The following is a 15627-nucleotide window of genomic DNA, read 5'->3' as shown; positions in this document are numbered from 1 at the left end:
AGGGGGCAAGTGCTAGCCGCTCAAACCCTACCGCAAAAACGCCCGTCCCGCCGCGAAGTCCCCGACCTCCACATAAGCGCGGCGCACCGTGTCTACGCCGGTCCGGCTGGTGAACACGAACTCCACCGTCGCCGCCTCGCGCGGGTCGAGCCGGCTCATGGCGTCGGCGGCTTCGCGGGGGAAGCGGAACGACAGGCCGGTCTTGGCGCCGGTCGGCAGCAGGGTGACGGGGGCGGCGTCGCGGGTCTCGGCGGCGAACACCCGGCTGGCGTTGCGCGGGGCGGCGTTGGCGGCCAGGCCCTTGGCGTTGCGGGCGTTCAGGTACGGCCCCTGGGTGCGCAGGGTGTCGCGCAGCACCAGGCGGGCGGCGTAGGGCTGGGCGTCGTCGGCGAAGGTCGCCACGGCCAGCATGTCGTTGGCCCGGCCCGACAGGCCGAAGACCAGCCGGTCGCGGCCGAAGCCGGCGGGCTGGGACAGCCGCCAGACGGGGATCGTCGCCGAGACCGAGCGGTCGGCCTGCCAGGTGGCCCGGTCGCCGGGATAGGTCATCCGCAGCATGGTCGAATAGCCGTCGAAGGCCTGGCGCACGCGGCCGGCGGCGGTCTGCATGTCCTTGGAGGCGCAGGCCGTCGCCCCGGCCTTGGCGCGGGCGCGCTGCTCCACCGCCTGGACCTGGACCTCGCTGGCGCCCGAACGCAGGGTCGCGCCGCGCGCCTGGGCGCGGGCGGCGTCCAGGGCCGAGCCCACGGCGGGCTTGAACAGCCGGCAGCGCGCGTCGGCCGAGGTCATCAGCGTCCGTTCGTAGAGCTGGTCGGCGGCGGTGGCGGCATGGGCCTGGCCGCAAACGCCGAGGGTGGCGATCGCGACGAAAATCCCTGGCCACCGCGCCGTCATGACCGGCAGAGCCTTTCCCTTTCGAATGAAATTCGAAAGGGGCGAAAAGGCTCTACAATAGGGGGGCGAACGCGCGTAGGCGCGTTCGGCGGTCTTTCTCGACGTCATTTTCTCGTATTCTGCGAGAGCGGTTTCAGCCGGCAGCCTTAGGGCGCCGAGGTTGCGGTTCGGTTAGCGATGCTTCTTTCGACGGATATCTGGGTCGGGGCGCTGATCCGCCGCGCCGAACTGGGCGGGGCCTTCGCCACGGTGGCGCGCAAGGGCGACCCGCGGGCCGGCGCCGTGCTGGTCAAGGCCGTGGACCGACGGGCCAACACCGCCAAGCTCTACAGCGAGGCCACGCGCGGCGACGGCGAGCGGTTCTGGATGCAGCCGGTGCGTTCGGACTTCGAACCGGACCTGGACGCCTACGCCGAACGCGCCGCGCGGATCGATCCGGACATCTGGGTGGTCGAGATCGAAGACCGCGAAGGCCGGCATTTCCTGACCGAGCCGGTGGAGGCGGAGAAGGGGTAGGGGGCTTCGTTTGAAGCCCACTCAATGTTGTCATCCCGGAAAGCGCGCAGCGCTTGTCCGGGACCCAGGTGAACCGCAAAGCCTCAGCCCAGTCCCCTGGGTCCCGGACAGCCTCTGCGAGGCTTCCGGGATGACAACCGTTTGGGGCGTCCGGCGATCACCTTGAACAGCGAGAAGGGCGCTACTCCCGCCGGAACGTCGCCACTAGGACGTCGCGCCGCGCCGGCTGGCCCGGCTCCAGCGGGTGGATCGCCGTCACCCCGTGCAGCACGCGGTGGTCGTCGAGGAAGACCGTGTCGCGGGGCTGTTCCAGGGTGAAGGCCCCCAGGCGCGCGCCGTCGTTGGCGTAGATGTCGGTGACGCCGCTGGCCGCGTTGCGGCGCTCGACCAGCATGACGATCACCCAGTCGACGCCGTCGCGGTGCGCGCCCTCCGGCGTGGGCAGGCCCGCCTCGCCCTCGCCGGCCTCGATGCGGAACTGGTGCAGCTCCACGTGCCAGCGGGCGGGCGGATCGGCCGTCAGGGGATGGAACAGCGCCAGGCCCCGCGCCAGCACGGCCCGGGTCACCGGGTGGTCGGCGATGGCGTCGGTGATCGGCTCGAACCAGCGCTGCACCCCGCCGTTGAGGCTGTTGTAGTCGCGGCTCTGATAGTGGGGCTGGTGCGGCTTGCGCACGACGCCGCCAGAAAGGTCCGGGGCGGGCGACGCGGAGAAGGCCGCGAATCGCCGCCGGCGGTAGCGGCCGCCGTCGGCCATGAAGCGGTCCAGGCCCAGGTCGTTCCAGCTGTCGGCGAAGCGGTCCCACCCGGCCACGGCCTCGGGACCCAGCAGGGCGTCGGTCTCGGCCGGGAGGACGCGGCGGAAGCCCGTGTCCCGCAGGTCGGCGGCGATGTCGCGCGCCAAGGCGGCGGAGGGCGTCGTGTCGGACTGGATCAAGCTTGGCCTCCGGCGGAACGAGACTTCCAGATGGGGCGCGAAGGCCGCCGCGCCAAGCCTTGTTCCGTGTCCAGAAGGTTATCCAGGAATCCCAAATCTTACCCCGTTAACCCTGCTCCTAAACCGGACCGAAAGCACGATGCGGCAGGGTGACGCACGTCTCCCCGACGAATCCCATCAGCCGCCGCGAGGCCCCGGCAAGGTCCCTATGCTCTTCCTGCTCAACGACGTCGTCCTTAGCCTCGACGCGGCCGAACTGGCCCCGCCGCTCACCAGCGAACGTTTCGCTCAGGTGTCGCTGAGCTATGTCGCCAAGCTGGGCCAGGAGCTGTACGCGGCCGAGCCGCTGCTGCACCACAAGGACGTCGAGAAGGCCCAGCGCCTGGCCGCCCTGATCATCGCCAAGCAGCCCACCGTCAACGCGGCCCTATTCATCGCGCCGTCGCGCGGCTGCCTGGTCGAGCAGGTGCAGGTGCGCTACGCGCAGCTGGGGCCGGAGATCATGGGGGCGCTGTTCTCGCGCCAGAAGGCCGGCATCCTGACCAACCTCGAGGCTGACCGCCACGTGTGGCGGCGTCTGGCGGCCTGATCGCCGCACGCCGTCCCGCGCCTTGGGGGCCGCGTTCCGGCCCGGGATTTCCGATCGCCTAGAGGAAGGCGATCAGGCTGAACAGCCAGCTCAGGATCATCGCCACGATCACCAGGCCGGCGAACGCGACGCCGAAGCAGAGGGCGTTGCCTTGAGGGGTGCAGACTCCGCGCTGGTGGCGCGGCTCGTGAACCATAGCCATTGTCGTTTCCTCTCTCGTGGCCGCTCCTCTGACGGAAGTGGTCCACAGTAACGTGAGCATGACTCCAAAACCCCGCACTGACTAGGGTTGTTCCCGGATTTTCAGAAGGTCGGTATGGGCCACGATGTCGCGGCCCGGAGATGACCTTTCGTCACCCTTGCGCCTGGTAGCGCTCACCGCTTAGCTTCGACGTCAAGTTGTGAGGAGGCGTGTTCTTGGGGGGATATCGAGGCGGGCGGCGCATCGCGTCGGCGCTGGTCGCGGCCGGCGTGCTGATGGCGGGGTCGTCGGCGCGGGCCGAGTGGCTGCGGGCCGAAAGCGATCACTTCGTGGTCTACGGCCGCAGCGAGAAGTCGGTGCGCGAGTACGCGACCCAGCTCGAGGACTTCGATTCCCTGCTGCGCCGGCTGCACGGCCGTCCCAAGGACGAGGTCACGCCCCGCAAGCTGCCGGTCTATCTGGTCTCGGGCCTGGGACAGCTGAAGCGCGTGCTGCCCGACGCCCGGGAGGGCATGGCCGGGGTCTATCTGTCGTCGGTGCCGGAGGTCTTCGTCGTGGCGATCCGCGACGGCGCCGGCGAGATGGACCAGAACAAGGGCGACGACACGGTGCTGCACGAGTACGTGCACCACTTCATGCTGCAGTACTATCCCAGCGCCTATCCGGCCTGGCTGGTCGAGGGCTACGCCGAATATTACATGACCGCCGACCTGGCGAAGACGCGCATGGTGGTGGGCGGGGTGAACCGCGGGCGGGCCTACAGCCTGACCGAGCCGGGCGGCTGGATTCCGATGCAGGACGTGCTGGGCAAGCGCCCCGGGGCCCTGAAGGAGCGCGAGGTCTACGCCTACTACGCCCAGGCCTGGCTGCTGACCCACTACATCCTGTCCGATCCCGAGCGGCACAAGCTGCTGGCGCCCTATCTGGACGCGGTGCGCGGCGGCGACGATCCGGTGAAGGCCTGGAAGAAGATCTATGGCGACGAGCCGGACGAGCTGCGGCGCAAGCTGCGGGTCTATATGAGCAAGCCGATCCCGGCCGGCGCGCTGCCGCGGACGGGCGCGACGGAGCCGACGATCACCGTGACCCGCCTGACGCCGGGCGCCGACGACCTGCTGCTGGAAGGCCAGCGCCTGAAGCTGGGCGTGTCGAAGGACGATCGGGCCGAGACCCTGGCCGACATCCGCGCGGCCGCCGCCAAGCGGCCGACCGACCGGTTCAGCCAGCTGGTCCTGGCCCGGGCCGAGACGACCTTCGGCGACCGCAAGGCCGGCGAGACGATCCTGAACGCGCTGCTGGCCGCCAATCCCAAGGACGAGGAGGCGCTGGTCGCCCTGGGCGAAAGCCGCCTGGGCGCGGGGGAGGAGGGTCCGGCCCAGCGCGAGGCCGACTTCGCCCAGGCCGGCAAGCTGTTCGCCCGGGCCTTCAAGATCAATCCGGACAATCCCGAGACCCTGCACGGCTATGTCGAGGCCCACAGCCTGGAGCCGATGACCGACGCCCTGGCCGACATCCGGGTGCGGGCGGTGGTCCTGGCGCCCCAGGTCGGCCATCTGCGGCTGGACGCGGCCCGGGCCCTGATCGAGGTCAAGGACACCGCCATGGCCAAGGTCGTGCTGACGCCGCTGGCCAGCAACCCGCACGGCGGCGGCGAGGTCGAGGCGGCCCAGGCCATGCTGAAGACCATCGACCCCAAGGCCGCCGACTCCGACAAGGCGCTGGCGCCGACCGAGGCCAGCGAAACCACCGGAGCGGCGCCCAAGCCGGCGGCCAAGACGTCGGCAGAGGGTGACAAGGCGGCCTCGGGGAGCTAACCCCCGGGGATGAGCACCTCCCTCGCCCTCGAGGCCGCCCGTCGGCGCACCTTCGCCATCATCAGCCACCCCGACGCCGGCAAGACCACCCTGACCGAGAATCTGCTGCTGGCCGGCGGGGCGATCCGCGCGGCCGGCGCCGTGCGCGCCCGCGGCCAGGCCCGCCGCACCCAGTCCGACTGGATGAAGATCGAGCGCGAGCGCGGGATCTCGGTGTCGGCCAGCGTCATGACGTTCGACCACGACGGCCTGATGTTCAACCTGCTGGACACCCCGGGCCACGAGGACTTCTCGGAAGACACCTACCGCACCCTGACGGCCGCCGACGCGGCGATCATGGTGCTGGACGCCGCCAAGGGCATCGAGCCCCAGACCCTGAAGCTGTTCGAGGTGTGCCGCCTGCGCGACATCCCGATCATCACCTTCATCAACAAGATGGACCGCGAGGCCCAGGACCCGTTCGAGCTGCTGGACGAGGTCTCCTCGAAGCTGGCTCTCGACCCCGCGCCGCTCTACTGGCCGGCCGGCTCGGGCGGGCGCTTCAAGGGCATGCTGGACCTGCGCGGCCAGAAGTTCATCCCCTACGCCAAGAAGAGCTCGACCGACGAGGAGGGCCATCCCGATCCGGTGGCCCTGAAGTCGAACGCGGTGGTGCAGTACCTCGACCCCGAGGAGCTGGCCGAGGTGGAGGAGGGCGCCATGCTGGTGTCCGAGGCCGCCAAGCCGTTCGACGTGCAGTCGTTCCTGGAAGGCCACATGACGCCGGTGTTCTTCGGCTCGGCCCTGCGCCACTTCGGCGTCAACGAACTGCTCGCCGGCATCGGCAGCTACGCCCCCGCGCCGCATCCGGCCAAGGTCAGCAAGGCCGGCGTCGACACCCACGTGGCGCCGGGCGACCCGGAGGTCTCGGGCTTCGTGTTCAAGGTCCAGGCCAACATGGACCCCAATCACCGCGACCGGATCGCCTTCCTGCGCCTGACCAGCGGCCGCTTCACGCGCGGCATGAAGCTGAAGGCCCAGAACACCGGCAAGGCCATGAGCGTCAACGCGCCGATCATGTTCTTCGCCAGCGACCGCGAACTGGCCGAGGACGCCTTCGCCGGCGACGTGATCGGCATCCCCAACCACGGCGTGCTGCGCGTGGGCGACAGCCTGTCCGAGACCGGGACCCTGCGCTTCGCCGGCCTGCCCAACTTCGCCCCGGAAATCCTGCGCCGCGTGCGCGTGAAGGACCCGCTGAAGGCCAAGCACCTGAAGAAGGCGCTGGAAGGCCTGGCCGAGGAGGGGGTGACCCAGCTGTTCCGCCCGATGATCGGCAGCTCCGACTTCATCGTCGGCGCCGTGGGCCAGCTGCAGTTCGAGGTCATGGCCGACCGCCTGGGCAACGAATACGCCCTGGACGTGATCTTCGAAGCCGCCCCCTACGCCGAGGCCCGCTGGATCAGCGGCGACCGCGCCGACGTCGAGGACTTCACCAACAAGCACCGCTCGGCCATGGCCCAGGACATCGACGAACAGCCGGTGTTCCTGGGCAAGTCGAGCTGGGAGATCGGCTACGTGGCCGAGCGCTTCCCGAAGGTGCGGTTCGAGCGGACGAAGGAGCGGGGGTAGGGGGCGTTCGCTGCCGGCGTGCGGCGAAGCCGACGATGGGGCGAAGCGCTGGCGATGCTGAAAGCGGACTTGTCCAAGGTCAGCTAAGGGTGGTTAGCGGACGCCGTGAAAACCCCTCTCTCATAGAGAGAGGGAGGGGCCCGCCGCGAAGCGGTGGGAGGGTGAGAGGTTTCACCGCTAGCCGGAAAATCCAGAGCCGCTGATCCGCGCCTTCGAGACTCCGACAGAGGCTCACCAGGGCCGCCACCGTGGATCGAGCAACTATCCGAAGACCGGCTGAAACAGCCGCGTTTCATTCGGTGAGAGTGTAACCTCTCACCCTCCCATGGCTTCGCCATGGGCCCCTCCCTCTCTCAAAGAGAGAGGGGTCAAGAGGGCTGCCCACTGTCCGACATGGGTCGAAAGCCGACGAAGGCGCCCGGTCTGGATACGGACTTCGCCGTATCGTTGGTCCGTGAAAAACTTATCCCCCTCTCTCCCGGTGTGTTTCCTCAACGAAAACAACGCTCCGAAATCACTTATCCTCCCCCTCTCACGCCGCCGCATAATCAGACCACCTCGAGGCGATGGGGAGGGCGCTAAGGCCTGCGACCTTCGCGGCCTTGGGGGGCGGTCGAGCGGGCGTGCTCGTCGGCGGCGGTCTCGTGAGGGGCCGCGTCTCATCCATCTGGTGCCGGCCGGGCGTGGTCCACAGATACGGCGTTGGATGAGGGTCGGCGGCGCGACAGGCGCGGAGTGACCCATGCGTTCCGGGACCGGGCGACGCGAGCCCGGCCCGCCCGTCGGGGGCTAAGATCGGCGAGGTCCGAACAGGACCCACCGCCGGACGCTCCCGGATAACGATCGCGCGGAGCGTCGGTCCTGGTCGAAACGGTATTCCTACAAAAGCTTCCGGGCCTGGCCCGGCGCTCCGCAGCCCTCCCCGAACTTCAGCGGCTTTCCGCGTGAGGCGGCGAAGTCGTGGCCAGAACAAGGAAGCGCCATGCCGCGATCCAAGACACGAGCCCTTATCCGCGCCGCCAGGCGGCCGCCTCGCGACAGCAACGATCCCATGGATGACGACAGCGGCCGCACGGCCGCGCGCATGGACTATCTCCGCCGCGACATCAGACGGCGGCTGAAAATGGTCGCGGCGGCTCGGACGGCGCAAGGCGGAGTTCCTTCTGGCGAAGGCTAGGGCGACGTCCACGGCGGTTGAACGCACATTCCTCATCCTGAGCTTGTCGAAGGGCCAGGAATTCGTTCACCGACGATGCGGCTGTCCACGAAGCCTAGCCCAGGGCGCTGCGTCCCAGGTCGGCGAAGTGCCCGCCCGCGTCCCGCACGCCCATCGCCACCGCCGGGCTGTCCATCACCGCCTTGAACGCCGTCTTGAACGCGGCCATCTCCTCCGGCGTCCCGACCGACACCCGCACGGCGTTGGGCCAGATGGGCCAGGTGCGGCCGATATAGACGTTCTGGGCCTTCATCGCCGCGATCACGCCCTTGCCGTCGCGGCCGGTGTCGATCATGAAGCAGTTGGTCTCGGGCGCGCCGATGACCTTGTAATTGTTGGCTTTCAGCCAGGCCAGGGTGTCGCGGCGGGTGTCGCCGATGAGCTTCTTGCGCTCGGGGACCAGGCCCTTGTCCTCCAGCGAGGCGCGGGCGGCGGCCGAGCCGGTGATCGGCATGGCGTTCTGGCCGTACGGCTTCAGCCTGGCCAGCAGGTCGGGGCGTCCCACCGCGAAGCCGCAGCGGATGCCGGCCATGCCGTAGATCTTCGAGAAGGTCCGCAGCACGATCAGGTCCTTGCCCGCGGCCACCAGGTCCAGCGTGTCCTGGGCGTCGGACAGGTGGATATAGGCCTCGTCGACCAGCACGATCGACCCGGCCGGCTTGTTGTCCAGCGCCCAGACGATGTCCTGCTTGGTGGTGGTCGTGCCGGTCGGGTTGTTGGGATTGCAGATGTAGATGACGCCGGCGTTGGGATCGGCGGCGACCATCGCCTTGACGTCGTGGGCGTAGTCGGCGGTCAGCGGCACCTTGACGACCTTGGCCTGGCTGGTCCGCGCCGCGTACATGCCCGCCTCGTAGGACGGGTCGGCGGTGACGAAGCCGCGGGTCGGCGAGGTGAAGGCCAGGACGCTGTAGTGCAGCGGTTCGGACGAGCCGGCGTAGACCGCCACGTTCTCGACCTTCAGCCCGTTCTGGGCGGCGAAGGTCATGGTCAGCAGCTCGGTCTCGCCGTTGCGGTCGTAGCGCCCGCCCAGCGGGGCCATGCGGGCGATGGCGTCGCAGGCGGCCTTGGACGGGCCCAGCGGGTTCTCGTTGGCGTTGATCAGCACCGCGCCGGGCGGCGGGATGTTCGGGCCCTGGCCGTGCAGGGCCAGGCCGGTGGGCGCAGCGCCGGGCTTGGCCGGGTCGGCGGCGGCGGCGCGCGCCAGGGCGGCCTCGGTCAGGATCGGCGTCGCGGCCGCCAGCGCCGCGGCGCGCAGGAAGAACCGGCGGCCCATGGCCGGTGAGGTCGCCGATTGGTCGGATGGGCGCTGATCCATGGTCGTTCCCCGCTCGTCGTGTGGGCCCGCCTGCCACGGGCGCGTCCAGCACAGGCCCTGGCGCCGGCGAGGGCAAGAGCGGAGCCGGGCGCCGGGCCCGCCTGCCCGCCGCTTGGGCAAAGGCCGTGGTTCGGAAGGCCGTCGAGGCGGCGATTGCCTGAAGTCCCGGCGTTCGCCTCGGTTGCTGTCGAGCTTCAATTCTACTTGACCGCGCATCCGTGCGGACGGACGCTAGCGGTCCTCGCGATTGAAGGATCGTCTGGAGTGATGCGGTATCAGGCCAGGGGCGGGTGGCTTCGGACCGGCGGCCTGGCCGCGGGCCTGCTGTTGGCGCTCGCCGGACCGGCCCCGGCCTTCCAGTCCAGGACGACGCCGGCGGTCACGACCAGCCCGGCGGCCGTGGGGCCCAGGACCTATACCGAGTGCATGCGCGCCTACGCCAACCGGCCGGACGCGGCGACCACCTGCGCGCGCCTGTTCCCGGCCACGGCGCCCGCCGCCTCGACGCCGTCGACCTCGACGCCTTCCACCACCACGCCCGCCTCGACGTCCACGCCCGCCCAGACCACCCAGCCGGTCGATATCACGCCCCAGTTGGACAAGCTGCTCGACGCCTGGAAGAACCGCCCCAGGACGACGCCCAAGCCGCCCGCCGATCCCCTGGCCGTGATCCCCGACATCCAGGCCAAGTGCGGCGCCTACGCCGGCGTGGTCGAGCGGTGGCGGCGTTGCGTCGCCGACGCGTGGCGGACGGCGGGGCTGAGGGGCGAGCCGCCGCTGGTGCTGCAGAATCCCCCCGCCGTCGAGCCGCCCCCGGTCCAACCGCCGGTCCAGCCGCCCGTCACGACCCGGCCGCCGGTGACGCCTCCCGTCCAGCCGCCGGTCGTCCAGTCCAAGCCCCCGGTCCAGACGCCGGCGCCGCTGACGCCGCAGACGGTCGAGCCCGAGCCCGTGGTCGCCGCGCCGGTCGCCGTGCCCGAACCGCCGCCGGCCGCGATCGTCCCGTCCCCGCCCGCGCCGCCCCCGGCGGTGGTTCCCCCGCCGCCGCCCGCGCCGCCCGGGACGCCGATCTGGTTCTGGCTGGCGGCCCTGGTCGCGGCGGCGGGCGCGGGCTTCGGCGTGGCCAAGCTGCTGAGCCGCGCGCGGACGCCGCGCCCCGCCAAGTCCTCTCCCGCGCCGCCGTGCCCGGAGATCGCCCTGGTCCCCGATCCCGGCGTGGTGGTCCTTACGCCCGACGGCCCGCCCCGGGCCGGCATGGCGGTGTCGTTGCGCGTCGAGCGGGCGGCCGACCGCGACGCCGTTCGCCTGGACTATCCCACGCTGGAGACCGCGCCATGACCGATGCGGCCGCGAACCCCGTCGTCGCCGGGACGACCTGGCGGGCCCTGTTCGCCGAGGACGGCGGCGATCCGCTGGACGTCCTCAAGGACGCGCCTCCCCTGACCCAGGCGATCTCGGACGCCGCCCACAAGTTCCCCAGCGCCTGCTGGGACGACGTCGAGACCGGGTGCCGGGACGAGGTCGGCAAGCTGCTGGACCTGTCGGTGGAACGGGTGCTGTTCGACGGCTGGATGAAGCTGGAGCGCTTCAAGAAATGCGTCGAGGAGTCCAAGGCGCGGCCGGACGACGCCTTCTTCCAGGACCTGGACGACCACCAGATCGCCTCCACCCACAAGCCGCGCATCGAGCTGCGCTACGGGGCGGTCAAGGTGGCCGACCTCGACTTCGAGATCGAGCTGGCCCTGAAGATCAAGGGCGTGCGGCTGGAGGTGCGCGGCGGCAAGGTGGTGTGCGCCACGGCCGGGGTGTTCGCGGCCAGCGCCAAGCTGTCGCTGCACGACCAGGTGCTGGTGGAGAAGGGGACGCCGGAGTTCTCGGCCCCGACCAGGATCCGGTTCGCCTAGGACGGGGCTTCTCAGGCGGGCGAGGCTGGTGCAGCTTGCCGCCGCCAGTTGGGGAATCGCATGCCGTTCATGATCACCTTGCTCGCCGCCGCGCTGTCGGCGGAGACGCCGGCGGGCGAGGTTCCGCCCAAGGTGCCGTTCCAGCTGCTCCTACCCGCCGAACGGTTCTACCCCGACGTGGCCCAGCGGATGGAGGTCGAGGGGTGGGCCGTTCTGCGCTGCACGCCCCAGGCGGACCGCACGTTCGCGGATTGCGGGGTGACGGGCGAGGGGCCGGGCGACGTGGGGTTCGGCCAGGCCGCCCTGCGCATGGCGCCGTATCTGCGCGTGGCCCTGAAGGGCAAGGCTCTGGACACCGTCGTCGGGCGACCGGCGGAGATGACCCTGCGCTTTCAGGTCCCGGCTTCGGAGCGGGCCCCGACAGGGGTGAAGGCGCCGGCGGCGGCCGTCGTGGACGCGGCCCGTCCGCCGGGCGCTCCGTCGGACGGCGTCGCGACCGTGGTCTGCCATGCGTCGTTCGCCGGCGGCGGCCCGCTGACGGACTGCTCGTCCGGCTTCCAGGCGCCCAGGGACGCCGGCTTCGGCAAGGCCGCGGTCGACCTGGCGGCCAGCGCCTATGTCTCCACGCTGGGAGCCGCGCCGCGCCGCGTCCAGGCGTCGCTCTACCTGTCCGACACGACGGGCACGAACGGCTCGTCGATCCGGTCGCCGGATCGGAGCCTCGGCGTGCGGTGGCCGGAGGGGGTGTGGGCCGATCTCGTCGCGCCGGCCGGAAGCGCGCGGACCACCCAGGCGGCCAACCCCGCCGTGTTCGACTGCGATCTGGACGCCAAGGGCGCCTTGTCGGCCTGCACGCCCCAAGGCCAGCTCCCGGCGGAAGCGGCGGCCGCGTCCCAGGCGCTGCTCAGCCAGGCGATCGTCGAGCGCAAGGTCTATTTCAACGTGGTCTGGTCCGGCCGCTAGGCCGCCGGTCGAACCTGTCGTCGTTCAGGAGTCCTCATGTCCCGTCTCGCCATCGGCCTGGTCGCCCACGACGACAAGAAGGCGGCGCTGGTCGACTGGTCGGTGGCGCACCAGACCTTCCTGTCGCGGCATACGCTGTACGCCACCGGCACCACGGGCGGGCGCATCCTGCAGGCCCTGCCGGACCTGGACCTCACCCGCCTGAAGAGCGGTCCGCTGGGCGGCGACCAGCAGCTGGGCGCCCTGCTGGCCGAGGGGCGGCTGGACCTGCTGGTGTTCTTCGTCGACCCGCTGTCGCCCCAGCCGCACGACGTCGACGTCAAGGCGCTGATCCGGATGGCGACCCTGGCCAACATCCCGTTCGCCTGCAACGTGGCGACGGCCGACCTGATCGTGGCCGGCCGTTGAGCCTGTCCTAGCTGGTCGGCGTCGCCGGGGCGACGGCGGCGGCCGGGGCGGCTTCCGAAGCGGGCGCGGCGGCGGGGGCGGCTTCCGCGGCCGGCGCGGTCGTCGTGGCGGCGACCGACGCGGCCGGAGCGGCCGGCGCGACAAGCGCGGCGCCCACCTTGTCGGCGATCTGCGCCCAGCAGGCCTTGCGGGCGTCCTCGTCCATCTTGTCGAGGGAGTCGTGGAAGTGAGGGTCCTTGATCTGGTGGTAGTTCGGGATCCGGCCCGCCACCTCGGCGTCGCAGCTGAAGGTCTGGCCTTCGACGACCACGTCCATGTGCGAGACGAAGTACAGCGGCACCGTCGCCGGCGCGGCGAGGCCGAAGGTGAAGCCGGCCTTCAGGGAGTCGCCCCACAGGTTGCCCTGGTCGATACGGGTCTTGTCCACGAAGCTGGCGGTGACGACCACCGAGCGCGGCGCGGCCTGGCCGGCGGCGCGGGTGCGCAGGTCCTCGGCGGCGAAGCGCACGAACTTGACCAGGTTGCGGCCGTCGACGGTGTTCAGCGGCACGGCCAGGCCGCGCTCCTTGCGTTCGGCCCGGGATTCGCCGGGCACAGGCATGGTCGAGTACCAGCCCATCCCCGAACCGGCGTCGGCCGCCTTGACCGTGACCTTGAGGGTGGGGCCGTCGGTTTCTTCATTGAGCGGCAGGCTGATGGTCTGGCCGGCGACCAGAGTCTGCTTGGCCGCCTGGGCCGGGGCGGCGACCAGGGTGAGGGCGGCGGCGGCCAGGGCGGCGATCGAGATCGACGAGCGAAGCATGTTCATGAGAGGTTTTCCTGAAGATCAGTTGGCGGCGAGTTGGACGCGCAGGGCCTTGGCCCGGGCGGTGAACTCGGTGGATTCGGCCTTGAGGGCGGCGATCGCCGCCTCGTCCTGTTCGACCACGTCGGCCAGGAGCGGCATGAAGGCGGTGATGGTGTTGCCTCCGGCCCCCAGGGTCAGGGCGACGCTCAGGACCGTGGCCACGCCGGCGGCGGCGCGCTGGTTGTTGCGGGACTGCTTGTCCTTCACGAGCTTGGCTTCGTAGACCTTGATCAGGCGGGCGCTTTCGGCGGCCGCGGCGTCGTAGTCGTCCGCGGCGCCGGCGAAGGCGATCTTGGCGGCGGCGGGATCGCTCTTGCGGGCCGCGTACTGGCCCCACCAGTCGGCGGCCAAGGCGTTGGCGCGGAACGACATGTCCTGGACCAGCTCGGACTTCGCGGCCGCTTCGTCCGGCTTGAACTGGATGCGGGCCGGCCGGAAGCCGCGTGCCATCAGGTAGTCGGCGTTCGAGCGTTGATGGTTCTGGGCCGCCATCATCAGGACGTTGGCGCCCGAGACGGTGGTGACGCCGGTGTCCTTGGTGCTCGCCAGCAGCAGTTCGAGCACCTTGCGGGGCTCGCCCACATAGGCCGCGTAGTGCAGGGGCGCGGCGCCGGACGTGTCGGCCAGGTTGGGATCGGCGCCCGCCTTGAGCAGCAGGCCGACCATGGCGACCTGGCCGTCGGTGTCGAGAACCTGGGGCGCGCGGAGCACGGCTTCCATCAGCGGGGTGCGCCCGCCCTGGTCGGCGGCGTTGATGTCGGCGCCCTTGCCCAGCAGGAACTGGACGACGTCGGCCTGGCTGGTCGGATTGCGCAGCGCGGCCAGCAGCGGCGTGGCGCCGCTCTTGTCGCGCAGGTCGACGCCGGCGCCCTTCTCGGCGAACTTCTGCATCAGCGAGAGGTCGCCCTTGGCGGCGGCGTGGAAGAAGGCCGAGCGGCCTTCGGTATCCACCTCGTCGATGGCCGCCCCCGCGGCCAGCAGCTTGTCGATCTTCTTGATGTTCTGGTCGGCGGCGGCCTTGGCCAGGTCCGCCGCGGCGAACGCCGGCGCCGCCGAGGCGACGAACAGCAGCACGGCCGCGCCCACGGCGGCCGTCGAAACGGTGTTACGCAATTGATCCCCCTAGTACACATCCGTTTCAGCACGGACATGTTTCCACCCCAGGTTTCACCCTAGGCGGAAAGGCGGAACACGCGCAAGACGGTCAAGCTTCTCGATCCACTGGATTCCAGTGGGCTCGGATGGAGGCGATCAGCCGGGGAACTTCATCAGGTTGGGCCGGGGGATCGCGGCCTTGAAGGTCCCGCGCGTCTTGGCGGTGTCGAGGCCGAAGTCAGCCCAGGCCTTGAGGAAGCCGGCGACGGGCGTCGTGTCCGGCAGCGGCGCCAGGCTCAGCACGGGGCGGGCGGCCAGCAGGGCGCGGGCGGCGGCCCAGGCCTCGGGTTCGGCCGTGGCCCAGGCGCCGTCGGCGGTCACCAGTTCGGCGGCCAGGTCCGGATCGGCGAAGTGCAGGGTGACGGCCGTGTCGGCCGGCAGGTCGGCCACGGCGCCCAGCGCCTCGATCACCCCGGTCAGCACCATCTTGATCCCGGTGGTCCGCCGCTCGCCGCCGGCCGCGCCCGCCAGGCTCCCGTCGGCGTTGCGCCGCACATGGGCCCAGCCGCCGTAGCCGGGATCGGGTTTGCAGAGCGAGGCGGTCCAGAGGTCGACGGAAGCGGTCATGGCCCTTGTTTAGAGCCGGGTCCCGAAACTGGCCAGAGGGGCGGCCGGAGGGGGAGGGCGGTCGCGTGACGAACCTCGTTCTCCCAGGCATGCTCGGCCCGCGCACATCGAGTCGGAGCCCGCCATGCTGGATCTCGTCCTGGCCGTCCTGCACCACCTGCTGATCCTGTCGCTGGCCGGGCTGATGATGGCCGGCTTCGTGCTGGTCCGGCCGGGCTTGGGCGGTGGGGCGCTGAAGACGCTGGGCGGGATCGACGCCAGCTACGGCGGGACGGCGGTGCTGATCCTGGTCGTGGGCTTCAGCCGGGTCTTCCTGGGCGCCAAGGGGGCGGACTTCTATCTGCACAACCCGGTGTTCTGGGCCAAGATCGCCGCCTTCGCGGCCGTCGGGCTGCTGTCGATCCAGCCGACGATCTCGATCCTGAAGTGGCGCAAGCAGGCCGCCGCCAACCCCGCCTTCGTCCCGTCCGACGCCGACGTCGCCAAGGTGCGCAAGGTGATGCTGGCCGAGCTCCTGGTCTTCGCCCTGATCCCGATCTTCGCCGCCGCCATGGCGCGCGGCTACGGCCTCTAGCCGCCGTTCGGACCCCGCTCGGGCGGCGGTCCGACGGCTGGGCCGGAACAGAAGGTAAACCCGGTCTTAAAAACTATGGTTAACGTCATTTTCACTTGAGTGAACAATGTTC

Annotated in this window: 16 protein-coding genes and 1 pseudogene; 9 read left to right on the top strand and 8 right to left on the bottom strand. The window is 70.6% G+C overall.

Going from position 1 to position 15627, the window contains the following annotated elements:
- Positions 1–27: 27 nt before the first annotated feature.
- Positions 28–894, bottom strand: coding sequence for a hypothetical protein (locus BR39_RS0115475; RefSeq protein WP_029913740.1), 867 nt, complete (start codon positions 892–894; stop codon positions 28–30).
- A gap of 177 nt (positions 895–1071) precedes the next feature.
- Between BR39_RS0115475 and BR39_RS0115470 the strand changes: the two genes are divergently transcribed.
- Positions 1072–1410 carry a DUF1491 family protein gene (locus tag BR39_RS0115470; RefSeq protein WP_029913736.1) on the top strand — a complete coding sequence of 113 codons (339 nt, stop codon included), beginning with the start codon at positions 1072–1074 and terminating at the stop codon, positions 1408–1410.
- 181 nt (positions 1411–1591) lie between these two features.
- On the opposite strand, the gene BR39_RS0115465 is transcribed toward BR39_RS0115470, so the two are convergent.
- Entirely contained in the window at positions 1592–2302 is a 711-nt protein-coding gene (locus BR39_RS0115465) for a 2OG-Fe dioxygenase family protein (RefSeq protein WP_156035808.1), read from the bottom strand.
- Between the two features lie 253 nt (positions 2303–2555).
- Here BR39_RS0115465 and BR39_RS0115460 point away from each other — a divergent pair, with 253 nt between their 5' ends.
- Positions 2556–2936, top strand: a complete 381-nt coding sequence (locus BR39_RS0115460) for a hypothetical protein (RefSeq protein ID WP_029913729.1) — start codon at positions 2556–2558, stop codon at positions 2934–2936.
- Between the two features lie 58 nt (positions 2937–2994).
- Here BR39_RS0115460 and BR39_RS26770 read toward each other — a convergent pair whose 3' ends face one another.
- Entirely contained in the window at positions 2995–3138 is a 144-nt protein-coding gene (locus tag BR39_RS26770; protein ID WP_197026714.1) for a hypothetical protein, read from the bottom strand.
- 215 nt (positions 3139–3353) lie between these two features.
- On the opposite strand from BR39_RS26770, the gene BR39_RS0115450 reads away from it, so the two are divergent.
- Together BR39_RS0115450 and BR39_RS0115445 are read left to right on the top strand one after the other, a co-directional pair.
- The gene (locus BR39_RS0115450; RefSeq protein WP_051695752.1) at positions 3354–4952 is read left to right on the top strand and encodes a hypothetical protein; all 1599 of its coding nucleotides are present in this window, start codon (positions 3354–3356) and stop codon (positions 4950–4952) included.
- Positions 4953–4961: 9 nt separating this feature from the next.
- On the top strand, positions 4962–6563 hold the full coding sequence (locus BR39_RS0115445) for a peptide chain release factor 3 (protein ID WP_029913723.1): 1602 nt from the start codon (positions 4962–4964) through the stop codon (positions 6561–6563).
- An 86-nt stretch (positions 6564–6649) separates the two neighbouring features.
- On the opposite strand, the pseudogene BR39_RS27470 reads toward BR39_RS0115445, so the two are convergent.
- Together BR39_RS27470 and BR39_RS0115440 are read right to left on the bottom strand one after the other, a co-directional pair.
- Positions 6650–6730, bottom strand: a pseudogene (locus tag BR39_RS27470) (hypothetical protein); the annotation flags it as partial.
- A gap of 1104 nt (positions 6731–7834) precedes the next feature.
- Positions 7835–9097 (bottom strand): pyridoxal phosphate-dependent aminotransferase, encoded by a 1263-nt coding sequence (locus BR39_RS0115440; protein ID WP_029913722.1) that lies wholly within the window; start codon positions 9095–9097, stop codon positions 7835–7837.
- A gap of 267 nt (positions 9098–9364) precedes the next feature.
- On the opposite strand from BR39_RS0115440, the gene BR39_RS0115435 reads away from it, so the two are divergent.
- From BR39_RS0115435 to BR39_RS0115420, 4 genes are all read left to right on the top strand, one after another.
- Positions 9365–10435 carry a hypothetical protein gene (locus BR39_RS0115435; protein WP_029913720.1) on the top strand — a complete coding sequence of 357 codons (1071 nt, stop codon included), beginning with the start codon at positions 9365–9367 and terminating at the stop codon, positions 10433–10435.
- Positions 10432–11001: a hypothetical protein gene (locus BR39_RS0115430; protein WP_029913712.1), complete on the top strand. Its 570-nt coding sequence runs from the start codon at positions 10432–10434 to the stop codon at positions 10999–11001. Before BR39_RS0115435 ends, BR39_RS0115430 begins: the two co-directional genes overlap by 4 nt.
- A gap of 69 nt (positions 11002–11070) precedes the next feature.
- Positions 11071–11964 (top strand): hypothetical protein, encoded by an 894-nt coding sequence (locus BR39_RS0115425; protein WP_156035792.1) that lies wholly within the window; start codon positions 11071–11073, stop codon positions 11962–11964.
- A 36-nt stretch (positions 11965–12000) separates the two neighbouring features.
- On the top strand, positions 12001–12372 hold the full coding sequence (locus tag BR39_RS0115420) for a methylglyoxal synthase (RefSeq protein ID WP_029913708.1): 372 nt from the start codon (positions 12001–12003) through the stop codon (positions 12370–12372).
- A 7-nt stretch (positions 12373–12379) separates the two neighbouring features.
- Here BR39_RS0115420 and BR39_RS26765 read toward each other — a convergent pair whose 3' ends face one another.
- The 3 genes from BR39_RS26765 to BR39_RS0115405 all read right to left on the bottom strand — a co-directional run bounded on the left by BR39_RS26765 (position 12380) and on the right by BR39_RS0115405 (position 14941).
- Positions 12380–13180, bottom strand: coding sequence for a hypothetical protein (locus BR39_RS26765; RefSeq protein ID WP_035018542.1), 801 nt, complete (start codon positions 13178–13180; stop codon positions 12380–12382).
- An 18-nt stretch (positions 13181–13198) separates the two neighbouring features.
- Entirely contained in the window at positions 13199–14332 is a 1134-nt protein-coding gene (locus tag BR39_RS0115410; RefSeq protein ID WP_029913705.1) for an ankyrin repeat domain-containing protein, read from the bottom strand.
- Between the two features lie 138 nt (positions 14333–14470).
- Positions 14471–14941, bottom strand: coding sequence for a ribonuclease H (locus BR39_RS0115405; RefSeq protein ID WP_029913703.1), 471 nt, complete (start codon positions 14939–14941; stop codon positions 14471–14473).
- Between the two features lie 124 nt (positions 14942–15065).
- Between BR39_RS0115405 and BR39_RS0115400 the strand changes: the two genes are divergently transcribed.
- A complete protein-coding gene (locus tag BR39_RS0115400; RefSeq protein WP_029913701.1) occupies positions 15066–15515 on the top strand; it encodes a DUF2214 family protein in 450 nt (149 codons plus the stop codon).
- Positions 15516–15627 lie beyond the last annotated feature (112 nt).

The organism is Caulobacter sp. UNC358MFTsu5.1, assembly GCF_000712075.1.
GTDB lineage: Bacteria > Pseudomonadota > Alphaproteobacteria > Caulobacterales > Caulobacteraceae > Caulobacter.
Note: the sequence above shows the minus strand (reverse complement) of the source record. Positions and strands in the feature narration are given on the sequence as shown.